This window comes from Mycobacterium sp. 134 (assembly GCF_048282715.1).
GTDB classification, from domain to species: domain Bacteria; phylum Actinomycetota; class Actinomycetes; order Mycobacteriales; family Mycobacteriaceae; genus Mycobacterium; species Mycobacterium septicum.
The window spans coordinates 1219926-1242638 of sequence record NZ_JBLVUN010000008.1 but is presented as its reverse complement, the minus strand read 5'-3'; the positions used below and the strand labels follow the sequence as shown (position 1 = coordinate 1242638).

Below are 22713 nucleotides of genomic sequence, written 5' to 3'. Positions count from 1 at the left end.
CCATCTCGCGATGTTGCGGCACAATCACCCGACAGCCATCCTGTTACCCATGTCTGACGACGCGTCCGCTGACGAAAAGACCCCGACCGAGAACAGACGATTGCTGTACGGAGCAACGATTTTCGCCCGAGTCGCGCTGGCCGCCGCGTTTCTGTCCGCCGTCGCCGACCGGTTCGGCCTGTGGGGACCACCAGGCACACCGAACGTCGGTTGGGGGAACTTCGAATCCTTCACCGCCTACGTCCACGTTCTGGCGCCCTATCTCTCCGGCGCGTTGCTCCACGTCGCCGCGTGGGGAGCGACGGTCGTCGAGATCCTCCTCGGCGTGGCGCTGCTGTTGGGAGTCGCCTTGCGCTGGGTGTCCTTTGCCACCGCGGCGACGCTGACGGTCTTCGGCGTCTCGATGTTCGTCTTCGCAGGATTCGAGACACCTTTCAGCGCATCCGTTTTCAGCGCAGCCGCGGCCGCCCTGCTGCTCGGCCTGGCGCCCGAGAGCAGCCACATCTATCGGCTGGGCCGCCCCGTCAGGGCCTGAGCACCACCCGCACGCCTCAAAACTGGTGCGCCCGCTACCGTCCGAGCGCTGTTACGTTTGCTCCGACAGCAGCGAGGAGCGACCGAGATGTACCCACCGTCCGAGCATGCCGGCCGCGGCATGGCGATGACCACTGCCGTATTGAGCTTCATCTGTGCGGCATTCGGCTTTGTGATCGTGGCGATCTCTCTGTCGGCGATCTTGTTCTTCGAGCTACTCGGACCGTCTGCCCGAGAGCGCACCAGCTTCTCTGGTCCGATCGCCATCTACGCCGGCATCGGGGCGATCGTCTCAGTGGCCTTTGTCGTCGGTGCGGTGAAGTTGCTGCGGCACAACCCTGCCGGTCGCATCATCATCATCGCGAGCAGCGCCGTCTACAGCTGTCTTTCGGTGTATGAGGCGCTGACCGACGACAGCCGCGACATGCTGGCGAACGTGTTTTCGGCGATCCCGGTATTGACCCTGGTTTTCGCGCTGCTGCCCGGCACGAAACGTTGGTGCGAGCGTTAGAGCTTCTGTACCGGGGCGTGGTTGTGCATCAGCTTGACCCGGCCCGCACTGCCGAAGTCGATCAGTGACATCGCCGATTCGCCCACACCCGAGACTTCCTCGACGCGACCTAGTCCGTACTTGTCGTGGGAGACCCGGTCGCCGGGTTCCAGCGTGATCACCGGGCGGTTGCGGGCGGGCGCGGGGCGTGAGGGCGACGGGCGTGGAGTGCCATAGCGGCCGGCGTTGCCCACCGGGGCGCTCAGCGACGACGACGGCTGCTCGACGCGCCGCCAGTTGATCAGGTCCTCCGGAATCTCGCGCAGGAACCGCGATTCCGGGTTGAGCATGGGCTGCCCCCACGACGACCGCACCTTGGCCCGCGAGAGATAGAGCCGCTTGCGCGCGCGGGTGATGCCGACGTAGGCCAACCGGCGTTCCTCGGACAGCTCGTTCGGATCGCCCAGGGCCCGCATGTGCGGGAACATGCCGTCCTCCCAGCCGGTGACGAACACCGCCGGGAACTCCAGCCCCTTGGCGGTGTGCAGCGTCATCATCGTCACCACGCCCGCACCGCCTTCGGGGATCTCGTCGGCGTCGGCCACCAGCGACACCCGCTCGAGGAACTGGGCCAGCACCCCGGTGTCGGGGATGTCCTCGTCGACCGGCTCACCCTCGCCCTGTTCGGCCAGGGCCCGGGCGTTGGCCAGGTCGGTGCTGAATTCGTGTGCGACGCTGACCAATTCGTTGAGGTTGTCCAACCGGGCCAGATCCTGCGGGTCGCTGGAGGCCTCCAGTTCACGGCGGTAGCCCGTGCGCTCCAGGACAGCCTCGACCAGATCCCCCAGCTCGTCATCGAGCTTGCCGCGCAGCGAGTCGAGCAGCTGAACGAACGATGCGATGGCCTTCTCCGAGCGGGAGTTCAGCATCGGCACCCGCCCCTCGGCGGCGGCCTGCAGCGCATCGTTGAAGTTGGCCCCGGTGTTCTCCGCGTACACCGCCACACAGGCCTCGGCCCGGTCGCCGATGCCGCGGCGCGGGGTGTTGAGGATGCGGCGCATGCTCACCGAGTCACCCGGGTTGTCCAGCACCCGCAGGTAGGCGACGATGTCGCGGATCTCGCGGCGCTCGTAGAACCGCACGCCGCCGACGACCTTGTACGGGATGCCGGCGCGGATGAACACTTCCTCCAGCGCGCGCGAGGAGTTGTTGGTGCGGTAGAACACCGCGACGTCTGAGTATTTGACGCCCTCGCTGTCGGCAAGCGCGTCGATCTCCTCGGCCACGAACCGGGCCTCGTCGTGCTCGTTGTCGGCCACGTAGCCGACGATCAGCTCGCCCTCGCCTTCCTCGGTCCACAGCCGCTTCTCGCGGCGGCCGGTGTTGCGGGCGATCACCGAGTTGGCCGCGTTCAGGATGGTCTGGGTGGAGCGGTAGTTCTGCTCCAGCAGGATCGTCGTCGCGTCCGGATAGTCGCGCTCGAAATCCTCGATGTTGCGGATCGTCGCGCCGCGGAAGGCATAGATGGACTGATCGGCGTCACCCACCACGCACAGTTCCGATGCCGCCACCCCGTCGTTCTCGTCGAGGTGGTGGCCCACCAATTCGCGCACCAGCACGTACTGCGCATGGTTGGTGTCCTGGTACTCGTCGACCAGGATGTGGCGGAACCGGCGGCGGTAGTACTGGGCGATCTGCGGGAAGGCCTGCAGGATCCCGACCGTCTCACCGATCAAATCGTCGAAGTCCAGCGCATTGGCCGCGCGCAGCCTGCGCTGGTACTCGCCGTAGACCTGGGCGATGATGCCGGCCATCTCCTCGGCGGCCTCCGATGCCTCGGCCGCCGCCTGCTCCGGACCGATCAGCTCGTTCTTGAGGTTGGAGATGCCGTTGGCCAGCAGCCGCGGCGAGTACCGCTTGGTGTCCAGCCCCATGTCCTTGCCGATCATCATCAGCAGACGCCGGGAATCGTCGGAGTCGTAGATCGAGAAGTTGGAGTTCAGCCCCGGCAGCAGCGAGGCCTGGTTGCGCAGGATCCGCACGCACGTGGAGTGGAACGTGGAGACCCACATGTTGCGCGCCCTGGGGCCCACCAGCTGAACCACGCGCTCGCGCATCTCGGCGGCGGCCTTGTTGGTGAACGTGATGGCCAGGATCTGTCCGACCCCGACGTCACGAGCGGCCAGCAGGTAGGCGATCCGCCTGGTCAGCACGGCCGTCTTACCCGACCCAGCGCCCGCGACGATCAACAGCGGCGACCCCTCGTGCAGCACCGCTTGGCGCTGCTGGGGGTTCAGGCCGTCGAGGAGTTCATCAACATCTGCGGCAGCTGGGGAGGCGACGGGGGAAGTGGTCATCTTGCGTTCAAACTTACCGCTGAGCGGGGACAGTTTTGCGCTGGCACGGGCCGACTGGGACTATCAGGCTGTGCCTGAGATCGATGACCTGCGTCGGGAGATCGACGAACTCGACGCCACCATCCTCGCCGCAGTCCAGCGCCGCGCCGAGGTATCCAAGCTGATCGGCAAGGCCCGGATGGCCTCCGGCGGTACCCGCCTGGTGCACAGTCGCGAAATGCAGGTCATCGAGCGATACAGCGTGCTCGGCCCCGAGGGCAAGGACCTGGCCATCCTGCTGCTGCAGCTGGGTCGCGGCCGCCTGGGCCACTAGGCCTATCGGCCCGCGGGCTTCTCGGGCGCCTTGAGCGAGTCCAGCAGCCACGGCGCCAGCCACTGCACCGCCTCTGACGTCGGGTGTACGCCGTCGCTGCGCATCCGCACCCCGTTGATCTTCGCGGTGTACTTGCCGTCCGGATTGAGCTTGGCGTTGAAATCCAGCACCGACACATTCGGCCGCTGCGCGGTCACCGTTCGCAGCATGGTGTTCCAGGCCTGGACCCGGCCCGGCTGATCCTCCGGATACAGCGTCCCGTCCGACCGCTCACCGCGCCGGTTGTACGGCGCCGTGGTCACCACCACACGCGCCCCGGTCGAGCTGAGAATGTCCAGCGCGCGCTGCAACTCGCTCTTGAGATAGGTGTCGTAGGCGTCGTTGCCGATGTGGGTCCACCGGCCCTGCCAGGTACGGTCCACGACTTCCCAGCGTCCGATCATCAGCAGCACCGTGTCCGGCCGGTCATGCGCGATGCGCTGCGCCCAGCGCTCCGGCCAGGAGTCGCACTCGGGCTTCTGATTCAGCGTCTCCCCCGCCGACCGGTACGGGCCGCCGCGGGCGACGCCACAACCGATCGTCGTGTAGTCGCTGAAGTGGAATCCCGGGGTGGGAGGCAGATAACGCATCAACGTCCAGGCCACCGAATCACCGAACACCGCGACCGTGCGGGTACCGGGAGGCAGCGCCGGCGGCGGTCCTACCGCGACCGCCCGTTCCGCGCCGACGTCCTGTTCGGACGCCGCGGCGGCCATCACGTCCGGGCCCGCCGGACGGGTCGGGACGCCGACCGGGACCACCGTCATCGTCACCACCGCGGCGGTGGCCACCGTGGCCGCGGACAGTCGCAGCATCGGGACGTGCTGCGGACGCCAGTTCCGGACCGGCTGCTCGAGTGCCCACCACGACACCCACGACACCGCGATCGTCACCGCGCACCGCAACGCCAGCAGTGACCAGCCCTGCAGGCCGGTGCGCTCGCCGTTGAGGATCTGGAAGATCGGCCAGTGCCAGAGGTAGACGCCGTAGGAGATGACGCCCAGGGTGACGAGCGGGTACCAGGCCAGCACGCGGGCGACGTAGCCGTCCTGATCCAGCGCGACCGGGGCGACGACCAGAACCGCGCCCAGGGCCACCACGATCAGCAGGCCGTGGTGGAATTCGTCGGCGCTGCCGGTCGCCAGGTGTGCGGCAGCCGCCAGCACCGCGACGCCGATCACCGGCAGGATCCAGGCGATCCAGCGTCGCCACCGGGCCCGGATCAGCGTGCCCGACATCGTCAGCGACGACCAGTCGCGAACCAACAGCGCCGCGGCAGCCGCACCCACCAACAGCGCCTGCGCCCGGGTGTCGGTGCCGAAGTACACGCGGTTGAGGTCAGCGGGATCGCCGGACAGCCAGATCGACGCCACGGCCGAGGCGGCCAGTCCGAGCACCGCCAGTCCGAACACCACGCCACGGACCGCGCCGGTGGAGCGGCGGCGCACCAGCAGCGCGGCGGCCAGCACCAGCAGCGGCCAGATCACGTAGTACTGCTCCTCGACCGCCAGCGACCAGGTGTGCTGCAACGGCGACGGAGCACTGCCCTGGCTGAAGTAGTCGGTGTCGGTGGCCACGAACATCCAGTTCGCCATCCAGAAGAACGCCGCCACCGCGTCCTCGCGAAGCGTGGTGACCGCATCCGACGGGAACAAGGGCCGGGCGATCACCACGGCCAGGGTCATCAACACCATGGCGGGCAGCAGTCGCTTGGCCCTGCGGATCCAGAACGCCTTGAGGTCGACACGCTCGGTGCGGCGATACTCGTCGAGCAGCAGTGAGGTGATCAGGAATCCGCTGAGCACGAAGAAGACATCGACGCCGATGAAACCCCCGGCCACACCGGGCACTCCGCCGTGGCCGGCCAACACCAGGGCCACGGCGATGGCACGGATGCCGTCGAGTGCGGGGATGTCACGCCGGATGGAGGCACGCCGACGCCGGCTGGCAGCACGGACTGGCGCCGCAGTCACGTCATGCCCTCCCGTCTTGGCGTCCGAACCCCAGAGCTTAGGGGGGATCGGGCGCCGAGCCGGGAAGGCGCGACGGAGCGCTAACGGGTTAGCGCAATATATTTCGTGTCGAGGTACTCCTCGATGCCCTCGGTGCCGCCCTCACGGCCGAAGCCGGATTCCTTGATGCCGCCGAAGGGTGCGGCCGCATCCGAGATGACACCGCGGTTGACGCCGACCATGCCGGACTCGATGCCCTCGGCCACTCGCAACGCGCGGTCCAGCGACTGCGTGTAAACGTAAGCAGCCAAGCCGTATTCGGTGCTGTTGGCGGCTGCCACACCCTCTTCCTCGGTGTCGAACCCGGTGATCGGGGCGACCGGACCGAAGATCTCCTCCTTGAGGATGCGGGCATCGGCGGGCACATCGGCCAGCACCGTGGCCGGATAGAAGTTGCCAGGCCCGCCCGGCGCGACACCGCCGACCGCGACGGTCGCGCCGCGGGATACCGCATCGGAGACGAGTTCGGTGACGGTGGAGACCTGCTTGGAGTTGATCAGCGGACCCAACGTGGACGACGGGTCGATGCCCTTGCCGAGGGTGAACTCGCTCATCCTCTTGACGAGCTTGTCGGTGAACTCCTCACGCACCGAGTTGGCCACGTGGAAACGGTTGGCCGCGGTGCAGGCTTCACCACCGTTGCGCATCTTGGCCAGGATCGCGCCGTCGACCGCGGCGTCGACATCGGCGTCGTCGAACACGATGAACGGGGCATTGCCACCGAGCTCCATCGACGTGCGGAGCAGCTTGTCGGCGGACTGCTTGACCAGCGCCTTGCCCACGCCGGTCGAGCCGGTGAAGGTGAGTTTCCGAAGCCGGCCGTCGTCGATCAGCGCGGTGCTCACCGCACCCGGATTGCTGGTCGGCAGCACCGAGAGCACGCCCTTGGGCAGGCCGGCCTCATCCATCAGCTTGGCCAGCAGCAGCATGGTCAGCGGGGTTTCCTGCGCGGGCTTGACAATCATGGTGCAGCCCGCGGCGAACGCCGGCCCCATCTTGCGAGTCCCCATGGCCAGCGGGAAGTTCCACGGCGTGATGGCATAGCACGGGCCGACGGCCTGCTTGGTGACGAGGATGCGGCCGGTGCCGGCCGGCGCCGGGGTGTAGCGGCCGGCGATGCGCACCGCTTCCTCGGAGAACCAGCGGAAGAACTCGGCGCCGTAGGCGACCTCGCCCTTGCTCTCGGCGAGCACCTTGCCCATCTCGAGGGTCATCAATGCGGCGATGTCGTCGGCGCGTTCGGTGATCTTCTCGAACACCGAACGAAGGATCTCGCCTCTCTTGCGCGGTGCGGTCGCGGCCCATTCGGCCTGGACCGCACATGCGGCGTCCAGCGCGGCGACGGCATCGGCGGCGGTCGCGTCGGCCACCGTGGCCAACACCTGATCGTCGCTGGGGTCGAGCACGTTGAACGTCGATGCGGCCTGGCGTTCCTCACCACCGATCCAAAGACCCGTGGGCACGGATGAAATCAAGTCTTCAATGGCCATACATCCATCATGTACACCTTCGCTCCCAACCCCGCATTAAGGTCGACAGAATGAGTGCTGACATCACCGCAACCCCCGCATGGCAGGCATTGTCGAAGCACTACGACGAGATCGGCGACATCCATCTGACGGAGCTTTTCGCCGAGGACCCGAACCGCGGGACCGAGCTGGTGCTGACCGTCGGCGACCTCTACATCGACTACAGCAAGCACCGTGTCACCCGCCGGACCCTGGAGCTGCTGGCGGATCTGGCCCGCGCCGCCGGGTTGGAGGCCCGCCGCGACGCGATGTTCGCCGGTGAGCACATCAACACCTCCGAGGACCGCGCGGTGCTGCACACCGCGCTGCGGTTGCCCGCCGACGCGACGCTGACGGTCGACGGCCAGGACGTGGTGGCCGACGTCCACGAGGTGCTCGATCGCATGGGCGGGTTCACCGACCGGCTGCGCAGCGGCGAGTGGGCCGGCGCCACCGGCGAGCGGATCAAGACCGTCGTCAACATCGGCATCGGCGGCTCGGACCTGGGTCCGGTGATGGTGTACGACGCACTGCGTCACTACGCCGACGCCGGCATCAGCGCCCGCTTCGTATCCAACGTCGACCCGGCCGACCTGGTGGCGACGCTGGCCGATCTGGACCCGGCCACAACACTTTTCATCGTCGCGTCCAAGACGTTCTCCACTCTCGAGACGCTGACCAACGCGACGGCCGCGCGTCGCTGGCTGGTGGATGCGCTCGGTGAGGACGCGGTGGCCAAGCATTTCGTGGCGGTGTCCACCAACGCCAAGCTGGTGCAGGAGTTCGGCATCGACACCGACAACATGTTCGGGTTCTGGGATTGGGTGGGTGGCCGGTACTCGGTGGACTCGGCGATCGGGCTGTCGGTGATGGCCGTCATCGGCCGCGAGCGGTTCGCCGAATTCCTGTCCGGTTTCCACCTGGTCGACGAGCACTTCCGCACCGCGCCGCTCGCCGAGAACGCTCCCGCGCTGCTCGGGCTGATCGGTCTCTGGTACTCGAATTTCTTTGGTGCGCAGTCGCGTGCGGTGCTGCCCTACTCGAACGACCTGTCCCGGTTCGCTGCCTATCTGCAACAGCTGACCATGGAGTCCAACGGCAAGTCGGTGCAAGCGGACGGCACCGCCGTCACAACCGACACCGGCGAGATCTTCTGGGGCGAGCCGGGAACCAACGGCCAGCACGCGTTCTATCAGCTGCTGCACCAGGGCACCCGGCTGGTGCCTGCCGACTTCATCGGCTTCTCGCAGCCCACCGACGATCTGCCCACCGCCGACGGCACCGGCAGCATGCACGACCTGCTGATGAGCAACTTCTTCGCCCAGACCCAGGTGCTGGCGTTTGGTAAGACCGCTGACGCCATTGCGTCTGAAGGAACTCCGGCCGCAGTGGTGCCACACAAGGTGATGCCCGGAAACCGACCGACGACGTCAATCCTGGCAACCAGGTTGACGCCGTCGGTCGTGGGCCAGCTCATCGCCCTTTACGAACACCAGGTGTTCACCGAGGGAGTGGTGTGGGGGATCGACTCCTTCGATCAGTGGGGCGTGGAGCTGGGCAAGACCCAAGCCAAGGCACTGCTGCCGGTGATCACCGAATCGGAATCACCGGGCAAGCAGTCGGACTCATCGACCGATGCGTTGGTGCGGCGTTACCGCGTCGAACGCGGGCGCTCGGCCTAGGTCCGGTCGCTACCGGCCTCAGCCGGGCAGGTCAATGGTTCGGCACGGTCCGCCCGGAACACAGGCGACGCCGCCACCGGGGCCTGCCTCGGCCCAAGGTCCGCCCGGCACACCTGCGGAAACGTGGCCGTCAGACCCGGCCTGCGCCCCGGGGCCACCGGGAACCTCGGCACCCGCACCCTGCGGGCCTGCCGACGGAGTACACGGGGTGCCGTCCGGGTTGTAGCAGCCCGGGGCGGGCGGGGCCGGCGGCGGCGGTCCGGGCTCAGCGAAAGCAACCGGGGCGAAGGCAACAGCGCCAGCCGCAGCACCTGCAAACAACATCGAGGTAATCATTTTTGCGGTCATGCCCTTGGGCTACCCACGTTCGTCCGGCTCCCAAACCCCGCATCGGCGCAGAGTGGCCCGGATCATGCGGATGATTCAAACCCGTCGTCAGTCATGCGGATGATTCAAACCCGTCGTCAGCGGGAACCCCTTGGCTCTGCTCCACAAAAAACATGGACCGACCGAACTGGAGTTCCAACGATGTCAACAAACCGGCTGACCTTGACCACCCGCAACAGCGGTACCTGGCCATCTATCCGGAAGTGGTCGATGACAGTGGGGGTGGGCATGGCGCTCACCGCGGCACCCCTGCTCGCGGGGTGTGGTTCCAGTGAAGACACCGCCCCGTCGACGTCGCCGTCGGAGACATCGTCTGTCGTCACCACCACAGTGACGACCACGGAGGTCACCACGACTCCGGCCCCGGCGCCTGGTGGCGAGGGCTCGATGCCCGGCGGCCCGACCGGTGGTGGCGGTCCCGAAGGCGGGGGCGGCTCGATTCCGGGTGGTCCGACCGGTGGTGGTGGACCCGGTGGCGGGGGCGGCTCGATTCCCGGTGGCCCGACCGGTAGCGGCGGCCCCGGTGGCGGCAGCGGCTCGATTCCCGGTGGTCCCAGCGGCGGCGGCGGCCCCGGCGGTGGCGGCGGCTGTGTTCCCGGCGTCGGCTGCGTACACGTGCCCTGACGCCGGGCGAACAGCTCAGGCGAAGCGCTTGGTGTACTTCGGCGGTAGCAACCGCATCACCTGAGTGAGCGGGGCCCAAGGCCAGCGCGGCACCACGGCCCGGCCCTTCTCCTTCTCGATGGCCTCGACCATCGCGCGGACACCGGTCTCGTTGTCGACCATCAGCATGGTGGTCGCCGACTTGGCCGTCATCTCCGACTCGATGTAGCCCGGCTCGATCACGGTCACCCGGATGGGGCCCTTGTCGTACTCGGCGCGCAACGACTCGCCCAGCGATGTCATCCCGGCCTTTGATGCGCAGTAGGCGGCCTTACCGCCGGGCACACCGGTGTTACCCAGCACCGACGAGATCAGCACCAGGTGACCGCTGCCGGACTTCTTGAACATCTCCAGCGCCGTCTCGATCTGCACCAGACCGGCGATCAGGTTGGTTTCGATGGTCGCCTTGTTCGCCCACGGCTTGCCCTCGCCGAGCGGCCAGCCCTTGCCGATGCCGGCGTTGACGATCACGCGATCGATGCCGCCGAGTTCCTCGGACAGCTCGCCGAATACCCGCGGCACCGCCTCGTGGTCGTTGACGTCCAGCGCAGCGACCACGACCTTGACGTAGGGGTGCCGGTCGGCCAGCTCGGCCTTGAGCTCATCGAGCCGCTCGGTGCGGCGGGCACACAGCGCCAGGTCACGGCCCTTCGCCGCGAACTGCCGGGCCATGCCCGCACCCAGTCCGGAGCTGGCACCGGTGATGAGGATCTTCTGACGGGTCATCGCTGCAGGATAACCGAGTTAGACAACTGTCAAAAATGCGGACCGCTTACTTGAGCAACCGGGACATCCGCCGGTCGGCCAGCACCTTGCCCCCGGTCTGACACGTCGGGCAGTACTGGAACGACTTGTCGGCGAAAGACACCTCCCGCACGGTGTCCCCGCACACCGGGCACGGCAACCCGGTACGCGCGTGCACGCGAAGACCAGAGCGCTTCTCCCCCTTGAGCGTCGCGGCCTGCTGCCCCACCGAACGCGATACCGCATCGGTGAGCACCGAGACCATGGCGTCATGCAGCGCACCGAGCTGCGCATCGGTCAGCTTGCCCGCGGTGGCGAACGGCGAGAGCTTGGCCACGTGCAGGATCTCGTCGCTGTAGGCATTGCCGATCCCGGCGATCACCTTCTGATCGGTGATCACCGTCTTGATCCGTCCGCCCTGCCCGGCCAGCACACCCGCCAGCCCGGCCGAATCCAGCGACAGCGCATCGGGTCCCAGGGCAGCGATCTGCGGGACGTCGAGCGGATCGGCGACCACCCACACCGCCAACCGCTTCTGGGTCCCGGCCTCGGTCAGATCGAACCCGACCCCAGGACTGGATGTCGCCGCCGGGGCGGCTCCGTCCCCGAGATGCACGCGCAACGCGATCGGACCCTTGCCCGGCTTGAGCGGCGTCGTCGCCAATTTGTCCGACCAACGCAGCCAACCCGCCCGCGACAAGTGGGTGATCAGATGCCAGGGGCCCACTTCGAGACCGAGGTACTTACCCCAGCGATTCGCACCGGTCACGGTCTGGCCGTGCAACGCCGTCGTCGGCGGATCGAATGTCTTGAGCACCGACAACGCAGCCACATCGATCCGGGTGACCACCCGGCCGGTTGCATTCCGGCGCAGATGATCGGCCAGCGCCTCGACTTCGGGCAGTTCAGGCATGGCTCCAGTGTGTCAGCGAAACGCCGAGCATGCTGTAGACATGTCCGACCGGCCTGCTCCCACGGCGACCAACCCGCTGCGGAACATCTTCGTGATCAACAGCGTGCCGCGCCGTTGGCCGTTCGCGCTGCGCGCCGGAATCTGCATGGCCGTACCCGTTCTGGTGGGCTGGCTGGCCGGCGACACCACGGCCGGATTGATCGCCACCATCGGCGGATTCACCTCGCTCTACGGCAGCGGCCGCCCATACCTGAATCGCGGCGCGTACCTCGGCGTGGTCGCAGTGTGCTTCGCCGTCGCTGTGGCCCTCGGCGACTGGGCGTCGTCGGCGCCGTGGCTGGGCGTGGTGACCGTGACGATGATCGCCGCGGTGGCCACCCTCGTCTGCCATGCCCTGAGCGTCGGGCCGCCCGGTGCCTACATGGTGGTGCTGGCCTGTGCGGCCGGCACCGGAACGCCGGCGACACTGCACCTCAGCCCGGGCCATCACGCCGTGCTGGTACTCGCCGGCGGCGCGTTCGCCTGGCTGGTGCACATGTCCGGCGCGCTGTTCCGGCCCCGCGGTCCGGAGAAGGCAGCCGTGGCCGCGGCAGCCGCCGCCGTCGCCGCCTACGTCGAGACCCCCTCGGCGGACACCCGACACCGTGCGGCGCTCCTGTTGCACACCGCGTGGGTCAACCTGGTCACCTATCAACCGGTACAACCCAAACCGGACCAGACGCTGTACCGGCTGCGGGTCGTCAACCGGCGGCTGCACGTGCTGTTCGCCGAAGCCATGCGGGCCGCCGAAGCCGGTGAGCCGCTGACCTATGACGGCGCGGCCCTGGCCCGGCACCTGGCCACCGTTCCCGCCGACGCGATCACCGACGAGCATGGCGCCGAAGGAGTTCCCCTCGGCAGGCCCAGCATCGTGCAATTGCTGCGCCGGGCGCTGACGCCGGGCTCGGTGTCACTGCAACTGACGGTGCGGGTCGCCATCGCGGTAGCGATCTCGGGCGTGATCGCCGTGCTGATCTCGCAGGCCCTGACGATGTCCCACGCGTACTGGGCGATGGCCGCCGCGGTGCTGATGCTGCATCAGGGATTCGACTGGCAGCGCACGGTGGCCCGCGGCGTCGAACGGACGCTGGGCACCTGGCTCGGGCTCGGCGTGGCCGGCGCGATCCTGGCGCTGCACCCGCAGGGCCTGTGGCTGGCCCTGGTGATCGGGGCGCTGCAATTCGTCATCGAGATGTACGTGGTGCGCAACTACACGCTGGCCGTCGTATTCATCACGCCCGCCGCACTCACCATCGCCTCCGGCGGCCAACCCGTCGACAACCTCGGTGAACTGCTGCTCACCCGCGGAAGCGACACCCTGATCGGCTGCGCGGTGGCCCTGGCCGTCTACTGGGCGACCCAGCGTCTGCGCCACCCGACCGGCCTGCGCACCGCGATCGCCGCCACGCTCGACGCGGTCACCAACACCCTGCCCCACCTGGCCGCGGACGACGCCACCTCCCCGGCCGCCCGTACCGACCGTCGCGATCTGCAGTTGCGGGCCATGGAATTGCTGCCGGCCTACGACGGGAGTGTCGGCGGATCGGCCACGCAACGCGTTGGGGCCGAACGTATGTGGCCGACGGTGGTGGCCGCCGAACAACTCGCATACCGCACGCTGGCGGCATGCTGGGGCGCTGAGCGTGACGGAGATACCGACGCCGGCGCCGAGGCGGCCGCGGACACCGCGGCCGCGCTGGCCGAACAGGCGTCCGCGCTACGCGAGGGCCTTGACGAACGACAGTAGCCAGCTCACCAGCGACAGCACGATGGCCGCCCAGATGGCGGTCCACCAGAACTGGTCGATGTGCAGACCCCAGTGGGTGGTGTGGTCGGTGATCCACGACGTGATCCACAGCATCAGCGCGTTGATCACGATGTGGATCAGGCCGAGCGTGAGGATGTACAGCGGGATCGACAGGATCTGAACGATCGGCTTGATGAACGCGTTGACCAGACCGAAGATCACCGCGACGACGAAGATGATGCCGACCCTGGCGATGGTCGTGTCACCACCGATGAAGTAGATCCCCGGCACGATGAGAGTGACCACCCAGAGCGCGAATCCGGTTATCGCTGCGCGCAGCACAAATGAGCCCATGGCGGTCTAGTCTGCCGAGCGCAGCAGGTATGTGTCCATGATCCAGCCATGGCGCGTCCTCGCCTCGGCACGCGCGGCGACGATCTCGTCGCCGATCTCACCGACCGTGCCCGCGTAGAGCAGCTCGTCGGGCGTGCCCAGGTAGGCGCCCCACCAGATCCGGGTCTGCGGCGGGCACTGCTGGAACGAGCAGTCGGCGTCGAGCATCACCACGGCGCTTCCGGTCAGCCCGTGCTCGCGCAACTGGCGCCCCGTGGTGATCAGCACCGGTTCGCCGACGTCGTTGAGCGGGATGCGGTGCCGTGCCGTCAGGACCTGGATGGCGGTGATACCGGGGATGACGTCGTAGGAGAACTCGACGTGCTCGCCCACCATCTCCAGGATCCGCAGGGTGCTGTCGTACAGCGACGGATCCCCCCAGGCCAGAAAGGCCCCGACGCCGTCAGGGCCGAGTTCGGTCTCGATGGCCGCCGCCCAGATCCGCGCCCGTTCGGCATGCCAGTCCGCGACCACCTGGCGGTAGCCGGGCGCGTCGCCGGCCGCTGCGCGCGGCGGGTCGACCAATTCGACGAAGCGGTAGCCGGGCTCGGTGATGAAGCGATCGCAGATCAGCTTGCGCACCGCGACCAGATCGTCTGCCGCGCCGCGACGAGGACCCTTGTCCATCGCGAAGAACACCTGCGTGTCGTTCAGCGCGGAAACAGCCTGGGCCGTGACGAAGTCCGGGTCACCGGCCCCGATCCCGATGACATGGATGCGACGCACCGTCGAAGGTTAACCGAACCGAAACCAGGTACCCCAAGTATCCGGTACCCGGGGTATTGACATCGCGCAATGTCAGTACTTAACGTCGGAGTGAGGGGGACCACAAACGAAGGGAACGTCAACGGTGACAACTTCGGTCAGACCCGGCGGAGGCTCGACCAACGCAGGGCGGCGGGACGCGTTTTCCGAACGCCTGCTCAAGGGTTCGGTTCGCAAGTCCTACGCACCAGTGGTCGACATCGACTGGCACGCGCCGCTGGATCCGGACAAGTTCTTCCTTCCGCCGAAGATCGTGTCGCTGTACGGAACCCCGTTGTGGGACAGCATGTCCCGCGAGGAGCAGATCGAGCTGTCGCGCCAGGAGCTGGCCAACACCCTCTCGGCGGGCATCTGGTTCGAGAACATCCTCAACCAGGCGCTGCTGCGCAAGATGATGCACCAGGACCCCACCTCGAATTCCACGCACTACGAACTCACCGAACTCGGCGACGAGACCCGCCACATGGTGATGTTCGGCAAGGCCATCGACAAGATCGGCGCCAAGCCGGTGCGGCCGCGCCTGTACCAGCGCATGATCATCAACGCGTTGCCGTTCTTCTTCCGCGGCTCGGTGCTGTGGGTGGCCGCGTTGGTCGGCGAGGAGATCTTCGATTCACTGCAGCGGCAGATGATGGACGACCCCGAGCTGCAGCCGATGGTGCAGCGCCTCATGCGTATTCACGTCACCGAGGAAGCCCGCCACATCCAGTTCGCCCGTGACGGCCTGCGCCAGCGCACTCCGTCGATGCGCTGGTACAAGCGGGTGTGGGTGGCCAACCTCAACGGTGTCGGCGGGTTCTTCTTCCGCTACCTGTTCTCCAACAAGATCCAGTACGCGCGCGTCGGCCTGAATGCCCGCGCCGCCCGCCGGATCGCCCGGGCCAGCGCCCACCGCCGCGAGGTGCAGATCTCCGGATTCGCCCCGTTGGCCGCCTTCCTCGAAGAGGTCGGCCTGATGGGCCGGATCGCGCGCCGCATGTGGCGGCGCTCCGGTTTCCTGCCGGCGAAGACCCCACTGCACCTCACCGCGGCGGCCGGTTCCGCCCCCGGTGCCGATGCCGGCATCACCGAAGAGGTGTACGACGGCTTCGCGGTTCTCGACACGGGTGACGGCGACCGCCGGGTCCACGTGCGGCTGGCCGGTCACCTGGATCCGATCGACGGCAAGTACCACTGGCGCGGAACCATTCTCGACGCGCCGAGCACCATCGCGGCCGGGCCGGTACGGCTGAGCATCGGTACCCGCACCGTCGACGCCCGCATCAACGAGCGCACCTCACAGGGCACACACTCGGTCTCCGGGATCGGTGAACCGCCGTTTGAGTTGGACTCCGCCGACGCACCCGAAGTCAGCGCCGCCGGGTAACCAGCGAGCGGCCGAGCAATCCGGCCGCGAAGACCGCCCCACCGATCCCGGAGATCAACAGCGGAAGTTGGCCGGGCTGACCTGGAACAGCAGTCCAGAGCAGCCCGGCCCATATCCCGGCGCCCAGTACGGCGAATCCACTGAGCCCCTGGAAGACTCCCTGCGCACTGCCTTGCAGGTCGGAGCCGACCAGTGACGACACCCAGGCCTTGCTGACCCCATCGGTGCAACCCGTGAACAAGCCGTAGGACCCGATCAGCAGCCAGGCGAGCAACGGATCGGTGGTCAGCCCCAGGCCGGCGTAGCCGATCGCGAAGAACACCAGGCCGATACCGAACACCGGAAGCCGGCCGATCCGGTCAGCCAGCAACCCGGCCGGGAAACTGGAAACGGCGTACACCGCGTTGTAGGTGACGTAGGCCAGGATCACCTCGACGACCGAGAACCCGATCTCGTTGAGCCGCAACAACAACAGTGCGTCGGGGAAATTCACCAGGCCGAATGCCACCAGCACGGCCGTCACCCGCCAGTACCGCCCGGGCAGGTCGCGCACCCGGGCGAACACCGGCTGACGCTCTTTGACCGGCCGGGTACGGCGCTTCTCGGCAACCAGGAACACCAACGCGACACTGAGCACCGCGGGCACCACCGCAACCCACAACAGCGGCGCGATCTGGTGGTCGAGCAGTTCATAGCCGGCCAAACCCAGCAACGGGCCGACGACCGCACCCAAAGTGTCCATGGCACGGTGGAATCCGAAGACCCGGCCGCGGGCGGCCTCATCGACGTCGGCGACCAGCAGGGCATCGCGAGGCGCACCGCGGATACCCTTGCCGAGCCGGTCGACCACGCGGCCCGCGAGCACGCCCGACCACGCCCCGGCGGCTGCGACCATGACCTTGCCCAGGGCCGCCATGCCGTAGCCCGTGGCGATCAAGGGTCGCTTGGAGAACCGGTCACCCAGCGGTCCCGCGGCCAGCTTGGTCATCGCCGCCGCGCCCTCGGCGGCCCCCTCCACCGCGCCGACCACCGCGGGCGGGGCACCCAACACGGCGGTCAGATAGATCGGCAGCAGCGGATAGAGAAGTTCGCTCGCGGCGTCCTGCAAGAAGGACACCGCCGACAGCACCCGGACGTTGCGCGTCAGCCAGGTGGGCATGCGGTCATCATGCCTGCCCGATCAGCCACACAGAACTAGAACACGTTCTAGTGTGTACGGCATGCGGTTCACCTATGCCGAAGCCATGACCGATCCCACCTACTACATCCCGCTGGCCCAGGCGGCCGAAGCGGCCGGCTACCACGCCATGACGATCGCCGACAGCGTCGCCTACCCCTTCGAGTCCGACTCGAAGTACCCCTACACCCCTGACGGCAACCGTGAGTTCCTGGACGGCAAGGCATTCGTCGAGGCCTTCGTGATGGCCTCGGCCCTGTGCGCGGTCACCACCACCCTCAAGTTCAACTTCTTCGTGCTCAAGCTGCCGATCCGTCCACCGGCCCTGGTGGCCAAGCAGGTCGGCTCGCTCAACGCCCTCTTCGACAACCGGCTGGGGCTCGGGGTCGGCACCAGCCCGTGGCCGGAGGACTACGAGTTGATGGGTGTGCCGTTCGCGCGCCGCGGCAAGCGGATGGACGAGTGCATCGACATCATCCGCGGCCTGACCAGCGGCGACTACTTCGAATACCACGGCGAGTTCTACGACATCCCCAAGACCAAGATGACCCCGGCACCGTCGGAACCGGTCTCGATCCTCGTCGGCGGGCATGCCGAGGCCGCCCTGCGCCGCGCGGCCCGCAACGACGGGTGGATGCACGGCGGCGGCACCGACGACCTCGACGTCCTCCTCAAACGGCTCAACGAGATCCGGGCGGAGGAGGGCCAGACCGGGCCGTTCGAGATCCACGTGATCTCGGCCGACGCCTACACCCCGGACGGCATCAAACGACTGGAGGACAAGGGCGTGACCGATGTGATCGTCGGCTTCCGCCTTCCGTACATCAAGGGCGACGACCCCGAGCCGCTGGACCGCAAGATCCGCCACCTGGAGAAGTTCGCCGAGCACGTCATCGCCAAGGTCTAGGTCGGTTCTTTCGCCTCTTCAGGCGGGATGCTGTTCGAGAAGTCGTCAGAATTCTTGACGAGGCTCGTCGACCCAAGGGGTAAGAAATGGATTTGAGGGAACACTCCCCGCCCCGTTAGCGTTGCACCCGCCGTTCTCGCCAACGCTGTCCGAGAGCTCCAGTCAGTGAACCCTCGGAAAGCCTGCGAATGACGACCTCCATCGAACGTCCGCGTGCCGTTGTCGCGCCCGATCCCATGGTGCGCTCACTCGCGGTCCTCGCCCTGGCCCTCGGCGGCTTCGGTATCGGCACCACCGAATTCGTCGCGATGGGGCTGCTGCCCGACATCGCGACGGGCTTCGGCATCAGCGAGCCCACCGCGGGCCACGTCATCTCCGCCTACGCGCTGGGTGTCGTGATCGGCGCGCCCGTCATCGCCGCGCTCACCGCGCGCTGGCCCCGCAAGGCCCTGCTGCTCACGCTGATGGCGGTCTTCACCCTCGGCAATGTGGCCAGCATGCTGGCGCCGACCTACCCGACCCTGGTCATCGCCCGGTTCGTCGCCGGCCTGCCGCACGGCGCGTTCTTCGGGATCGCCGCGCTGGCCGCTGCCCACCTGATGGGTCCGCAGAACCGGGCCAAGGCGGTGGCCTATGTGCTGTGCGGCCTGACCGTCGCGACCGTGCTGGGCGTTCCGCTGGCCTCCTGGCTCGGCCAGGCTTTCGGTTGGCGGAGTGCGTTCGGTCTGGTGGTGGGCGTCGGCCTGATCACGTTGGCCGCCCAGTGGCGGTGGCTGCCCAAGCAGCTGCGGTCCATGCACGTCACCAGCCCGCTGACGGAACTCGGTGCGCTGCGCAGGCCTCAGGTGTGGCTGGCGGTACTGGTCGGCATGATCGGCTTCGGCGGCATGTTCGCGGTGTACACCTACATCAGCACCACGATGACCGATGTGACCGGCCTGCCCCGGTCGATGGTTCCCGTGGCGCTCATGGTGTTCGGCCTCGGCATGGTGGGCGGCAACCTGATCGGCGGCCGGTTGGCCGACACTTCGGTGATCCGCGCGCTGTACCTGTCCCTGGGGTCGCTGGCGGTGCTGCTGGCCGCGTTCTCGCTGGGGTCGCACAACCCGTGGACCGCGCTGCCGCTGCTGTTCGGCATCGGCGTGGCCGGCTCGGCCGTCGGCCCGGCGTTGCAGACCCGGCTGATGGATGTCGCCCACGACGCGCAGACCCTGGCCGCCGCGCTCAACCACTCCGCCCTCAACATCGGAAATGCCACGGGCGCCTGGGTGGGCGGCCTGGTGATCGCGGCCGGTCTCGGCTACACCGCGCCGGCCGCGGCCGGCGCCCTGCTGGCCGTCGGCGGGCTACTGGTCTTCACCGTGTCGGTGGCCCTAGAACGACGGACCGCCATCCGGCGATGACGGCGGGATGATGTGGACGGCGGCTTCCTCCGCTGAGGCCGCACCGCCGTCGATGCCGACGTCGGTCCCGAGCAGCTCCGCCTCTTCGTCCGCACCGAAGCCCGCATTGGGGGCCACCAGCCGGCCCGACCGCCGGTCTCCGACCTCGTCGTCGCCGCCCTGCTCGTCGAGGTAGTCGGGATCGTCGAGCTGCATCGCGGGGTCAGGCTCCTCCTCGGCCAGCAGCTCATCGAGAGTCTCGTGGTCGCGCGGTTCCCGCCACCGATCAGGCGGCGAGTAGCCCTCGTCGAGCAAGTCGTCGACACCCCGGTCGATGAGGGCGTCCTCCTGAGTCAACTGGTCGTCTTCATCGACGCTGTACCCGTCACTGCTCATCTTTCAACGATGACACAGGTCGCGCCTCTGAGCCCGTCTTCACCGGTGGAAAACTCGCAGGCAGTCCCGCGCGCCGGCCCGCCGTCACAACGACCGGCTGATGATCTCCTTCATGATTTCGCTTGTGCCGCCATAAATCTTGTTGACGCGCGCGGCCGCGTAGGCCCGCCCGATGGGGTACTCCAACATGTAGCCGTAGCCGCCGAAGAACTGCACGCACCGGTCGACCACGGCCACCCCCTTGTCGGCGGCGATCAGCTTGGCCATCGACGCCGTGGCCGGGTCGTTGCGCCCGTCGATGTAGGACTGGACGCAATAGTCGACGGTGGTCTTGATCGACAGGACCTCGGCTTTGAGCTCGGCGAGGGCAAACCGGTTGTGCTGGAAGCCGATCAGCGGCTTGCCGAAGGCTTCGCGTTCCTTGGTGTAGCGGATCGCCTCCAACACCGCGGCCTCGGCCATGCCCGAGCACACCGACGCGATGGCCAGCCGCTCCCGGGCCAATTGCTCCATCAGCTGGTAGAAGCCCAGTCCTTCTTTTTCGCCCAGCAGGTTCTTCACCGGAACCCGCATATCGGAGAAGAACAGCTCCCTGGTGTCCTGGCCATGCTGGCCCACTTTCTCCAGCACCCGTCCGCGTTCGAAGCCCTGCAACTCTCCGTTGGTCTCCGCGACGATCAGGGAGATGCCTGCCGCACCCTGCGACGGGTCGGTCTTCGCGACGATCACCAGCAGGTCGCAGTGCGTTCCGTTGGAGATGAACGTCTTCGATCCGTTGATGACGTAATCGTCGCCGTCCCGCACGGCGGTAGTGCGTACCGCTTGCAGATCCGAGCCCGTCCCGGGTTCGGTCATCGCGATGGCCAGTACCGCTCCGCCGCTGATGATCTTCGGCATCCAGCGCTGTTTCTGTTCGGCGTTGGCATAGGTGTTGACGTAGTGCGCCACGATCGGCGAATGCACCACCCAGCCCGACGCCGAATCGTGGGCCAGCGCCAGTTCCTCGGCGACCACGGCTGAGAAGCCGAAGTCGCCGCCGGCACCGCCGTACTCCTCCGGCAGGTCCAGACCCAGTAGCCCGGCGTCACCCAGCTTGTTCCAGAATTCGCGGTCGACCTGGTGGTTGTGGGCCCAGCGTTCCTGGTTGGGCGTGGCCTCCTTGCGGAAGAACTCCGCGGCGTGGCGGCGCAGTTCACGGTGCTGATCGGTCTCCCAGGACGCCCGGTAGTCGGGGAACAGTTCAGACATCGTTGTCACCTCACCTTTGTCACGCTCGAACGAATTACGATACAACTGTATTGTTCCAAGTTCAGATGTACAGGAGGAGGGCGACATGGTCAACCCGCGGGCCACCAACGAGGACCTGACGGCGAAGGCCCGCATTCGCAACGCCGCCCTGGACCTGTACTCGAAGTCCGGCCCGGACCGAATCTCGCTGCGCGCCATCGCGTCCGAAGCCGGCGTCACGCTCGGCCTGGTGCAGCACCACTACAAGACCAAGGCCGGGCTGCGCGATGCCGTCGACCAGCTGGTGGTGGATTACTTCGCGACGGCACTCGCCGAGGTACCCGATGCCGAGCACCCGGCGGATCTCGCCGCCGCCCGCGATGAGGCCGTCCGCCGCATGCTGGCGGCGAACCCGCCGGTGGTCGACTACGTCCGCCGTGCCGTACTGGACCCGTCCGGCGAGAATCTGCATCTGCTCGATGTCCTCGTCGACCTGACCGCACGAGAGGTCAGCTCGCTCAGGAAGTCGGGGCGCGCATCGACCAGACGTCGCGAGTCGACCCAGATCGTGGCGGTCCTGGTGCGCCAGATGGGAGAGATGCTGCTGGCACCCCTGGTGGACGTGGTGTGGGATCGCGTGGACAGCTCCGATGCCGAGCGCAAGCCGCGCCTACGGATCACCGTCGAGGAGAGCTGAAACTACTTCCTGAGAAATTCCGCATTTTCAGCTGAGAATTCTGGAATTTTCGAACCCGATTCCCAATTAAACGTTGTAGGCAGCAACCGGAAGTAGTGGGACTCCCGGTGCGGCCTGCAACGGAGGGTTGGGAAATGAAGTCATATACCATCGCCACATTAGCCGCGGGCACACTGGCCGCGGGAACATTCCTCGGGGGCGTCGCCGCTGCCGCCCCGACCGGGCAATCAGCGGAACAAACCGTGAAAAGCCTCCAGACCAGCGGATATCACGTCATCGTGAACCGCACTGGCGCCGCCCCACTGGCCAACTGCACCGTGCTCGGTGTGCGCCAGGGGCAGACGATCGCCACCAACGACTCCAGGGGCGGAAGTTCGATCAATACCACCGTCATTTCAAAGACGGCATATGTCGACGTCGCCTGCTGAGTTGGGAATAAAACAGGGCACGCATTTGTTGGAGACACCAAACCGGAAATAGCGGTTTGGTGAATACCGAGTGCCCACAATCGGCCGCACACTTTGTGCGGCCGATTGTTTTTGTGCCACTGACGCCGCGCGAGTTCCGCGGCAGCTCGCCTTGTCGGTGGGTCGGCGTACGGTACCGAACATGAGTTCGATATTGGAATCCGATAGGGATCTCGAGCGGACGATCGTGGGTGAGGCCCTCGATCACCTCAACGCCGCATGCAAAGAAATCGACGCGCTGTCGGTCCACGCCCTGACGCGCTCGGAACTCCACGAGGTGTTGTGCCGGCTCGATGCCGGGGAGAGACGGCTCGCGACCGCGCAACAACGGCTGCTCGGACGGATGGTGGCCACCCAGACCGCGTCACCGCCTCGATTCGACCCGGCCGCCGTGCTGGCCAGGAGGTTGCGGATCTCACCGGCCGAAGCGAGGAAGCGGATCGCGGACGCCGGCCAAACGTCCGACTGAGTTCCACACGGAAGTTCGGCAGCTGTCGCAGCGGGTACT

The 22713-nt window shown here is 67.2% G+C and carries 22 protein-coding genes and 1 pseudogene; 12 read left to right on the top strand and 11 right to left on the bottom strand.

Features of this window, described 5'->3' with window-relative positions:
* Positions 1-49: 49 nt before the first annotated feature.
* Together ACNQVK_RS10715 and ACNQVK_RS10710 are read left to right on the top strand one after the other, a co-directional pair.
* On the top strand, positions 50-535 hold the full coding sequence (locus ACNQVK_RS10715; RefSeq protein WP_418029499.1) for a hypothetical protein: 486 nt from the start codon (positions 50-52) through the stop codon (positions 533-535).
* A gap of 87 nt (positions 536-622) precedes the next feature.
* The gene (locus ACNQVK_RS10710; RefSeq protein WP_418029498.1) at positions 623-1045 is read left to right on the top strand and encodes a hypothetical protein; all 423 of its coding nucleotides are present in this window, start codon (positions 623-625) and stop codon (positions 1043-1045) included.
* Here ACNQVK_RS10710 and pcrA read toward each other — a convergent pair.
* Positions 1042-3381: a DNA helicase PcrA gene (gene pcrA, locus ACNQVK_RS10705; RefSeq protein WP_418029497.1), complete on the bottom strand. Its 2340-nt coding sequence runs from the start codon at positions 3379-3381 to the stop codon at positions 1042-1044. The two genes, ACNQVK_RS10710 and pcrA, sit on opposite strands and share 4 nt — an antisense overlap.
* 19 nt (positions 3382-3400) lie before the next feature.
* On the opposite strand from pcrA, the gene ACNQVK_RS10700 reads away from it, so the two are divergent.
* Positions 3401-3694, top strand: a complete 294-nt coding sequence (locus tag ACNQVK_RS10700) for a chorismate mutase (protein WP_407939459.1) — start codon at positions 3401-3403, stop codon at positions 3692-3694.
* Between the two features lie 2 nt (positions 3695-3696).
* Here ACNQVK_RS10700 and ACNQVK_RS10695 read toward each other — a convergent pair whose 3' ends face one another.
* A complete protein-coding gene (locus ACNQVK_RS10695) occupies positions 3697-5706 on the bottom strand; it encodes an acyltransferase family protein (protein WP_418029496.1) in 2010 nt (669 codons plus the stop codon).
* Between the two features lie 80 nt (positions 5707-5786).
* Positions 5787-7235, bottom strand: coding sequence for an NAD-dependent succinate-semialdehyde dehydrogenase (locus ACNQVK_RS10690; RefSeq protein WP_276128171.1), 1449 nt, complete (start codon positions 7233-7235; stop codon positions 5787-5789).
* Between the two features lie 50 nt (positions 7236-7285).
* Here ACNQVK_RS10690 and pgi point away from each other — a divergent pair, with 50 nt between their 5' ends.
* Positions 7286-8935, top strand: coding sequence for a glucose-6-phosphate isomerase (gene pgi / locus ACNQVK_RS10685; protein WP_418029495.1), 1650 nt, complete (start codon positions 7286-7288; stop codon positions 8933-8935).
* 597 nt (positions 8936-9532) lie between these two features.
* A complete protein-coding gene (locus ACNQVK_RS10680) occupies positions 9533-9946 on the top strand; it encodes a hypothetical protein (RefSeq protein WP_418034098.1) in 414 nt (137 codons plus the stop codon).
* A 15-nt stretch (positions 9947-9961) separates the two neighbouring features.
* Here ACNQVK_RS10680 and ACNQVK_RS10675 read toward each other — a convergent pair whose 3' ends face one another.
* The 3 genes and pseudogenes from ACNQVK_RS10675 to ACNQVK_RS10665 form a co-directional block, all read right to left on the bottom strand.
* Positions 9962-10711, bottom strand: a complete 750-nt coding sequence (locus ACNQVK_RS10675; RefSeq protein ID WP_418029494.1) for an SDR family oxidoreductase — start codon at positions 10709-10711, stop codon at positions 9962-9964.
* A gap of 46 nt (positions 10712-10757) precedes the next feature.
* Complete coding sequence (locus ACNQVK_RS10670) at positions 10758-11246, bottom strand: zinc finger domain-containing protein (protein ID WP_321179972.1); 489 nt, start codon at positions 11244-11246, stop codon at positions 10758-10760.
* Positions 11247-11396: 150 nt separating this feature from the next.
* Positions 11397-11642: pseudogene (locus ACNQVK_RS10665) on the bottom strand (DNA-formamidopyrimidine glycosylase family protein); the annotation flags it as partial.
* A gap of 40 nt (positions 11643-11682) precedes the next feature.
* Between ACNQVK_RS10665 and ACNQVK_RS10660 the strand changes: the two are divergent.
* Positions 11683-13428: an FUSC family protein gene (locus tag ACNQVK_RS10660; RefSeq protein WP_418029493.1), complete on the top strand. Its 1746-nt coding sequence runs from the start codon at positions 11683-11685 to the stop codon at positions 13426-13428.
* Here the strand turns inward: ACNQVK_RS10660 and ACNQVK_RS10655 are convergent.
* Both ACNQVK_RS10655 and cobF read right to left on the bottom strand, forming a co-directional pair.
* A complete protein-coding gene (locus ACNQVK_RS10655; RefSeq protein ID WP_044520159.1) occupies positions 13399-13782 on the bottom strand; it encodes a phage holin family protein in 384 nt (127 codons plus the stop codon). The two genes, ACNQVK_RS10660 and ACNQVK_RS10655, sit on opposite strands and share 30 nt — an antisense overlap.
* Positions 13783-13788: 6 nt before the next feature.
* On the bottom strand, positions 13789-14547 hold the full coding sequence (gene cobF, locus ACNQVK_RS10650; protein ID WP_418029492.1) for a precorrin-6A synthase (deacetylating): 759 nt from the start codon (positions 14545-14547) through the stop codon (positions 13789-13791).
* Between the two features lie 124 nt (positions 14548-14671).
* On the opposite strand from cobF, the gene ACNQVK_RS10645 reads away from it, so the two are divergent.
* A complete protein-coding gene (locus tag ACNQVK_RS10645) occupies positions 14672-15952 on the top strand; it encodes a diiron oxygenase (RefSeq protein ID WP_418029491.1) in 1281 nt (426 codons plus the stop codon).
* Here the strand turns inward: ACNQVK_RS10645 and ACNQVK_RS10640 are convergent.
* Entirely contained in the window at positions 15936-17111 is a 1176-nt protein-coding gene (locus ACNQVK_RS10640) for an MFS transporter (RefSeq protein ID WP_418029490.1), read from the bottom strand. The two genes, ACNQVK_RS10645 and ACNQVK_RS10640, sit on opposite strands and share 17 nt — an antisense overlap.
* Positions 17112-17172: 61 nt before the next feature.
* Between ACNQVK_RS10640 and ACNQVK_RS10635 the strand changes: the two genes are divergently transcribed.
* Positions 17173-18036, top strand: a complete 864-nt coding sequence (locus tag ACNQVK_RS10635) for an LLM class flavin-dependent oxidoreductase (protein ID WP_418029489.1) — start codon at positions 17173-17175, stop codon at positions 18034-18036.
* Positions 18037-18224: 188 nt separating this feature from the next.
* Complete coding sequence (locus ACNQVK_RS10630) at positions 18225-19439, top strand: MFS transporter (RefSeq protein WP_418029488.1); 1215 nt, start codon at positions 18225-18227, stop codon at positions 19437-19439.
* Here the strand turns inward: ACNQVK_RS10630 and ACNQVK_RS10625 are convergent.
* Positions 19410-19814: a DUF5709 domain-containing protein gene (locus tag ACNQVK_RS10625; protein WP_044520164.1), complete on the bottom strand. Its 405-nt coding sequence runs from the start codon at positions 19812-19814 to the stop codon at positions 19410-19412. The two genes, ACNQVK_RS10630 and ACNQVK_RS10625, sit on opposite strands and share 30 nt — an antisense overlap.
* 84 nt (positions 19815-19898) lie before the next feature.
* Positions 19899-21062 (bottom strand): acyl-CoA dehydrogenase family protein, encoded by a 1164-nt coding sequence (locus tag ACNQVK_RS10620; RefSeq protein WP_418029487.1) that lies wholly within the window; start codon positions 21060-21062, stop codon positions 19899-19901.
* 85 nt (positions 21063-21147) lie between these two features.
* Between ACNQVK_RS10620 and ACNQVK_RS10615 the strand changes: the two genes are divergently transcribed.
* The 3 genes from ACNQVK_RS10615 to ACNQVK_RS10605 all read left to right on the top strand — a co-directional run bounded on the left by ACNQVK_RS10615 (position 21148) and on the right by ACNQVK_RS10605 (position 22674).
* Entirely contained in the window at positions 21148-21738 is a 591-nt protein-coding gene (locus ACNQVK_RS10615) for a TetR/AcrR family transcriptional regulator (RefSeq protein WP_418029486.1), read from the top strand.
* 134 nt (positions 21739-21872) lie between these two features.
* Entirely contained in the window at positions 21873-22166 is a 294-nt protein-coding gene (locus ACNQVK_RS10610) for a hypothetical protein (RefSeq protein ID WP_418029485.1), read from the top strand.
* Between the two features lie 181 nt (positions 22167-22347).
* Entirely contained in the window at positions 22348-22674 is a 327-nt protein-coding gene (locus ACNQVK_RS10605) for a hypothetical protein (RefSeq protein ID WP_409548679.1), read from the top strand.
* The last annotated feature ends 39 nt before the right edge of the window (positions 22675-22713 follow it).

What these genes read in the sequence shown, in the direction of transcription:
- ACNQVK_RS10715 (WP_418029499.1), top strand. Translation starts at nt 50, where the DNA reads ATGTCTGACGACGCGTCCGCTGACGAAAAGACCCCGACCGAGAACAGA.
- ACNQVK_RS10710 (WP_418029498.1), top strand. Translation starts at nt 623, where the DNA reads ATGTACCCACCGTCCGAGCATGCCGGCCGCGGCATGGCGATGACCACT.
- pcrA (WP_418029497.1), bottom strand. Translation starts at nt 3,381, where the DNA reads ATGACCACTTCCCCCGTCGCCTCCCCAGCTGCCGCAGATGTTGATGAA.
- ACNQVK_RS10690 (WP_276128171.1), bottom strand. Translation starts at nt 7,235, where the DNA reads ATGGCCATTGAAGACTTGATTTCATCCGTGCCCACGGGTCTTTGGATC.
- pgi (WP_418029495.1), top strand. Translation starts at nt 7,286, where the DNA reads ATGAGTGCTGACATCACCGCAACCCCCGCATGGCAGGCATTGTCGAAG.
- ACNQVK_RS10680 (WP_418034098.1), top strand. Translation starts at nt 9,533, where the DNA reads ATGACAGTGGGGGTGGGCATGGCGCTCACCGCGGCACCCCTGCTCGCG.
- ACNQVK_RS10675 (WP_418029494.1), bottom strand. Translation starts at nt 10,711, where the DNA reads ATGACCCGTCAGAAGATCCTCATCACCGGTGCCAGCTCCGGACTGGGT.
- ACNQVK_RS10660 (WP_418029493.1), top strand. Translation starts at nt 11,683, where the DNA reads ATGTCCGACCGGCCTGCTCCCACGGCGACCAACCCGCTGCGGAACATC.
- ACNQVK_RS10655 (WP_044520159.1), bottom strand. Translation starts at nt 13,782, where the DNA reads ATGGGCTCATTTGTGCTGCGCGCAGCGATAACCGGATTCGCGCTCTGG.
- ACNQVK_RS10640 (WP_418029490.1), bottom strand. Translation starts at nt 17,111, where the DNA reads ATGCCCACCTGGCTGACGCGCAACGTCCGGGTGCTGTCGGCGGTGTCC.
- ACNQVK_RS10635 (WP_418029489.1), top strand. Translation starts at nt 17,173, where the DNA reads ATGCGGTTCACCTATGCCGAAGCCATGACCGATCCCACCTACTACATC.
- ACNQVK_RS10630 (WP_418029488.1), top strand. Translation starts at nt 18,225, where the DNA reads ATGACGACCTCCATCGAACGTCCGCGTGCCGTTGTCGCGCCCGATCCC.
- ACNQVK_RS10625 (WP_044520164.1), bottom strand. Translation starts at nt 19,814, where the DNA reads ATGAGCAGTGACGGGTACAGCGTCGATGAAGACGACCAGTTGACTCAG.
- ACNQVK_RS10620 (WP_418029487.1), bottom strand. Translation starts at nt 21,062, where the DNA reads ATGTCTGAACTGTTCCCCGACTACCGGGCGTCCTGGGAGACCGATCAG.
- ACNQVK_RS10615 (WP_418029486.1), top strand. Translation starts at nt 21,148, where the DNA reads ATGGTCAACCCGCGGGCCACCAACGAGGACCTGACGGCGAAGGCCCGC.
- ACNQVK_RS10610 (WP_418029485.1), top strand. Translation starts at nt 21,873, where the DNA reads ATGAAGTCATATACCATCGCCACATTAGCCGCGGGCACACTGGCCGCG.
- ACNQVK_RS10605 (WP_409548679.1), top strand. Translation starts at nt 22,348, where the DNA reads ATGAGTTCGATATTGGAATCCGATAGGGATCTCGAGCGGACGATCGTG.